The organism is Oceanispirochaeta sp. (assembly GCF_027859075.1).
GTDB lineage: Bacteria > Spirochaetota > Spirochaetia > DSM-2461 > DSM-2461 > Oceanispirochaeta.
This window is the reverse complement of record NZ_JAQIBL010000080.1, coordinates 1-4,854: the sequence shown is the minus strand read 5'-3', so window position 1 is coordinate 4,854 and position 4,854 is coordinate 1. Positions and strand designations below refer to the sequence as shown.

Below are 4,854 nucleotides of genomic sequence, written 5' to 3'. Positions count from 1 at the left end.
GAATAATGATGACCACAATCAGGGATGAACCCAGATCCTGAAATTTCCCATAATACAATTCCGGCAGTTCAAGACTGAGTTCCGGGTAAGTCAGGTCGGCGATGGTTAAAAGAGGAACCTGGGGAGAGAGGAGCGACCCTTTTTCCATATGAGTTTCAAGGACTGTTCCTTTCAGGGGGGAGCGGATTTCCGACCATTCCACATTCAGAGCCGCCATGGCATGAAGGGCTCGGGCGGATTCATAGTTCGCCAGGGCTTCATCATAGTTTTGTCGTGATACTGAATTGGATTTAAACAGGGATTCCACCCTCTTGTAGGTGGCCTGAGCTCCTGAAAGAGCAGCCTGTGCCTGCTGAAGGGCCAGGTCATAGGGCTCAGAGTCGATGCGTCCTAAAACCTGATCCTCCTGTATGAAATCTCCCATGGAAACATTCAATTCATCCAGGCGTCCGCTGATCCGGGGGAAGACCGTAACAGTACTCCGGCTCTTTGTAATTCCTGTCACCCGGATAGTCCGGCTCAGGGAGCCAGTGCGGGGTTTGGTCACAACAACAGGAGCTGGGAGATCCTGAAGAACTTCTGAACCTCTCCGGCTGTTCAGATAAAGCAGAGCAGCAGTTATGGCTATCATGATGATGAGAATGACTCCCATTCCCCTGGTCAGTTTCGGCATTGGGCAACCTCCGGAGTTGACGTTCACTCATTGTCAATCTATACTCAAGTGGAAACTTTGTAAACCCGAATAGTGTAATTAGTACCTGGATATTAAGGATTTCCCTATGAATATAAAAGAAAGAATTGAAGAAGCCGCCCTCCTCTTATTTGCAGAGCAGGGGTATAAAGCGGTCCGGATGGAAGATCTGGCCGAGTACCTCGGGATCAGCAAAAAAACCCTCTACAATCACTTTGACAGCAAAGGGAACCTTCTCAAGGAAGCCTTAAGGAGACGAGTCGGTGAAATGTTCCTCCTTCTGGAAAACCTGGCCGAAGACAAGACCATTGAGTTCATCCCCCGATTGAAGAGCATCCTGGAAACCGCCGGCGGGGCTCTTAAATTCACCGAAGTGTTTGCCCGGGACACAAGCATTCCGAGAGACCTCGTCGGATCTGTATTTCCCAGGCTTCGTGATCACATCCTGACCCTGGTAAAAAACCTGGTGGATGAGGGGATCAGTAAGGGCTTTATTCGAACCGACATCCCTACAGAAATTCTGCCCTATATCCATCTGGGAATCATCGAAACCTTCCTCACCATGGAGACCCGCTTCGGAGTCAAGGCCAGCATCAGGGATATGCTGCTCTTCCTGGAAACCATCATTTTCTCGGGTTTATTAACAGAGAAGGGCCGTCAGGCCCTGGGACAAGGAGTTCAAAATGAAGGGTAAAACAACACTGATCCTCCTGCTGTTTGCACTGGCTATTCGAATCATTCCGGCACAGGAGAGTTCCGACTGGCGCAGCCTGTATGACCTGGCCCTCCGGAACAATGCCTCCCTCGCCGAAGGGGAGAATGCAGCCCGGGCGGCACAGAACAAATGGAAGTCTGCCCGGCAGGGCCGAGGGCCGGAACTCTTCTTTGAGAGTGATTTATCCTATCTGACCAATCCCCGCCAGGTGGATCTGTCCCAGGGCAGCCTCTATGCCGGAGGAACTCTGGCACCGGGACTGATATTCCCGCCCCTCCCGGAAAGCGATACATCCCTGCCCCTCACAGGAAATCAGTGGTACAGTTTCCGTCTTGTTCTGGAGCAGCCCCTGATCACATCGGGGAAATTGTCCGCCCAGGAAAACATCTACCGCTCCCTCTGGGAGAGCTCTTTACTGAACACGAATCAAAAAAAACTGACGATCAAGGCAGAAATATTATCCCTGATTCACACACTGACATACCTGGAAAAGATCCTGGATATTGTGAGCCTCCAGATCACGGCTGCAGACCGCTTTGTGACTCTGATCCGCCGCTCCTACGACTCTGGAATGACATCCCATTCAGATTACCTGGGAGCCCAGGTCAAAGCCAGGGAGGTGACACTGATGGAGAATCAGATCCGGAAACAGCAGAATCAGGCTCTCCTTCATCTGGAATACCTATGCGGTTTGGAAAGTCTTCTTCCGGAGCAGATAAACCCGGAGGGTTTGCCCGATTTATTGGGACCAGGGGAGACCGATAAAGAGACCCTTCTGACAGACACAAGGGCGTACAGCCCGGTCCTCCAGATTCTCCGCCAGAATATTGAAGCAGCGAAACAGAACAAACGGCTGACCCGGGGCGGCAGCTACGGACGTCCCGATCTGGGATTCCAGGTGGAACTGGACTATGCGGGAGGGTCCTTCCCCTTTACATCTGAAGAATGGGGCATCAGCGAAAACAATGTGACCGCCACGGTAGGAATCAGAGCCCTCCTGGGAGATTTCGGAAAAGCCGCGTCCCTGGTGAAAGAAGCAGAGAGCCGTATATCCGAAGCCGAGTATCGTTACAGGGATCATCTGGAACAGATGAAAAGATCTATCGGTGAAGAACTCTTTAATCAGCATCTGAACAGGGAAAATATAGCCTACTACAATAGTCAAGCCGATGATGATATGGCCTTGGCCACACTGAAAAAGGAATCCCTGGACAGCGGCTATGGCCTGGAACAGGACTACCTGCTCCAGATGATATCCTGGTATTCCGATCTGATTTATATAGAACAGGAAAAAATCAGCCTCGCCCTGTCACACTACAGATTGAGGACCCTGACAGGGGTGCTCCCGGAATAACCCTGGAGTATGAGACTCAGGAACGGAATGCCAGGGCCTTAATCAGACAGAAGACATCATCCCCGACCTTCAAATCCAGCTCCTGAACGGCGTGAAGGGAAATCTTAACTGCAATTCGAATCCCCACATCCACGAGACAAAGGACATGATCTTCCGTAAGGATCAATCTGCTGATCCGGCCGGGAACCTGATTTTGAATAGATATATTGGGGATATAGCCGCAGGACAAGGCTATTTCACTGGGGTGTACCACCAGAGAAAACGTCTCCTGCGGGGCACGGGGGACCTTCAATTTCAGAGTGGGAATCCCTTCAACTGAACAGGAATACAGACCTGCCGTCAGAGAGACCTCCCGGGTCAAGCGGAAGGTATTGACCAGCCCCGAATCCCTGGTCACAGATTCATTATCACCGTAATAATCCAGAACATTGCCGAAACCGGCACAGCGACCCTGATCGATCAGATAAATCTGATCGGTTAAGCGCTGAATATCAGGAAGGTCATGGCTGATGACCAGAAAAGGAACATGCAGCTGGTCTCTCAGATTCTTCAGATAAGGGAGAATGGTGGCCCGCAATGAGTTATCCACAGCATTAAAGGGTTCATCCAGTAGCAAAAGGTCGGGAGACGTGAGGAGGGCCCGCCCGATGGCGGCACGCTGCTGCTCCCCTCCAGAAGCCTCCCAGGGCATGGAATCCAGGAGTTTATTCAGCCCCAGGAGATCGGTGACTTCATCCAGATGAATTCGTTTTTCTCTGGCGTACCCCTCTCCAAAGAGCATGTTTTCTCTGATCGTCATATGGGGAAAGAGGAGCTTTTCCTGAAAGACCACACCGATTCTTCTTTTGTGAACGGGAACAAAGATATTTTTTGCCGTATCTGTAAGAACTCGGCCCATCAGTTCGATACGCCCGGACCGCGGCCTTTCCAGCCCGGTTAAAAGACTGAAGAATGAGGTTTTACCAGCCCCGGAGGGACCGAAGATTCCGATGGTTTCATTGCCGAACTCACCCTGGAGGTTTAATTCAAAGTCCCGCCGGGGCATCTGAAGATCAAAAAGAAGACTCATGCTGTTTATGCCTCCCTTTTTGAAGTTTGCTGTTCAGAAAAGCTGAAGCAAACATGGCTGCAAATGAAATGAGAATTGAAAACAAAACCAGAAGACCCGCTTCGTTCTCCCGTCCCGGAACTTGTAGGAGGGAATACACCGACAAGGGGATGGTCCGGGTGATTCCCTGAATATTTCCGGCAAATGTGACGGTGGCTCCGAATTCACCCAGACTGCGGGCAAATCCCAGAACCACACCGTTAATCACACCGGGTATAACCAGCGGCAGGGTGATCCTGAAGAAGACCGCTTTTCTGTCTGCACCGAGAGTCAGGGCCGCTTTTTCCAGACGGGGGTCAACCATTTCCATGGAGATTCGGATGCTCCGGACAATCAGGGGAAAAGAAACCACCATGGAGGCGATGACTGCAGCGGCAGTGGTAAAGGCAATCCTCAACCCAAAGAGGGAGAAGAAAATCGAACCGATCCACCCTCTCTTTCCCAGAATCAGAAGAAGAAGATATCCCGGTGTCACCGGGGGCATCACCAGAGGCAGATTGATCAGGCCATCCAGCAGATTCTTCCCTCTGAAATCATGCCTGGTCATCCAGTACACCAGAATCAGGGCCAGTGGCAGATTCAAAGCTGTGGCGATGACCCCGATGCGAATGGAGAGAAATAAAGTTGTCAGGATTTCAGAAGAATTCATATGTCCTGCTCCGATCTATTATTGAACTTCAAAACCGTATTGCCTCAGGACCTCTGCCGCGTCCTCACTGGTGGAAATATAATCATAAAAGTCTCTTCCTCCAGGACTTCCCTGTTTTAAAAAGGCACAGAAATAGGAAACCGGAGTATGACTCTCCTCCGGGAAGACTCCCAGTATTTTAACCTTTTTAGATTTGAGAGCATCCGTACGGTACACGATACCTCTCTCAGTTTCTCCCAGTTCTACTACAGCCAGAGACGCTCTTACATTGACACAGGGAAGCAGCCGCGGTTCCAGTTCATCATACCACTGATAATACTCCAAACCACTCAGTGCA

The 4,854-nt window shown here is 50.8% G+C and carries 6 protein-coding genes; 2 read left to right on the top strand and 4 right to left on the bottom strand.

What is annotated here, in order from left to right:
• On the bottom strand, positions 1 to 673 hold a 673-nt coding region (locus tag PF479_RS04325; protein WP_298002569.1), incomplete at its 3' end, for an efflux RND transporter periplasmic adaptor subunit.
• 106 nt (positions 674 to 779) lie between these two features.
• On the opposite strand from PF479_RS04325, the gene PF479_RS04320 reads away from it, so the two are divergent.
• Positions 780 to 1,385: a TetR/AcrR family transcriptional regulator gene (locus PF479_RS04320; protein WP_298002566.1), complete on the top strand. Its 606-nt coding sequence runs from the start codon at positions 780 to 782 to the stop codon at positions 1,383 to 1,385.
• On the top strand, positions 1,375 to 2,760 hold the full coding sequence (locus PF479_RS04315) for a TolC family protein (protein ID WP_298002564.1): 1,386 nt from the start codon (positions 1,375 to 1,377) through the stop codon (positions 2,758 to 2,760). Before PF479_RS04320 ends, PF479_RS04315 begins: the two co-directional genes overlap by 11 nt.
• A gap of 16 nt (positions 2,761 to 2,776) precedes the next feature.
• Here the strand turns inward: PF479_RS04315 and PF479_RS04310 are convergent, their stop codons facing one another.
• The 3 genes from PF479_RS04310 to modA form a co-directional block, all read right to left on the bottom strand.
• Positions 2,777 to 3,829 carry a molybdenum ABC transporter ATP-binding protein gene (locus PF479_RS04310; protein ID WP_298002555.1) on the bottom strand — a complete coding sequence of 351 codons (1,053 nt, stop codon included), beginning with the start codon at positions 3,827 to 3,829 and terminating at the stop codon, positions 2,777 to 2,779.
• On the bottom strand, positions 3,813 to 4,517 hold the full coding sequence (gene modB / locus PF479_RS04305) for a molybdate ABC transporter permease subunit (RefSeq protein WP_298002550.1): 705 nt from the start codon (positions 4,515 to 4,517) through the stop codon (positions 3,813 to 3,815). Before modB ends, PF479_RS04310 begins: the two co-directional genes overlap by 17 nt.
• Before the next feature lie 18 nt (positions 4,518 to 4,535).
• Positions 4,536 to 4,854: molybdate ABC transporter substrate-binding protein (modA, locus tag PF479_RS04300; protein WP_298002547.1), on the bottom strand; the 319-nt coding region annotated here is incomplete at its 5' end.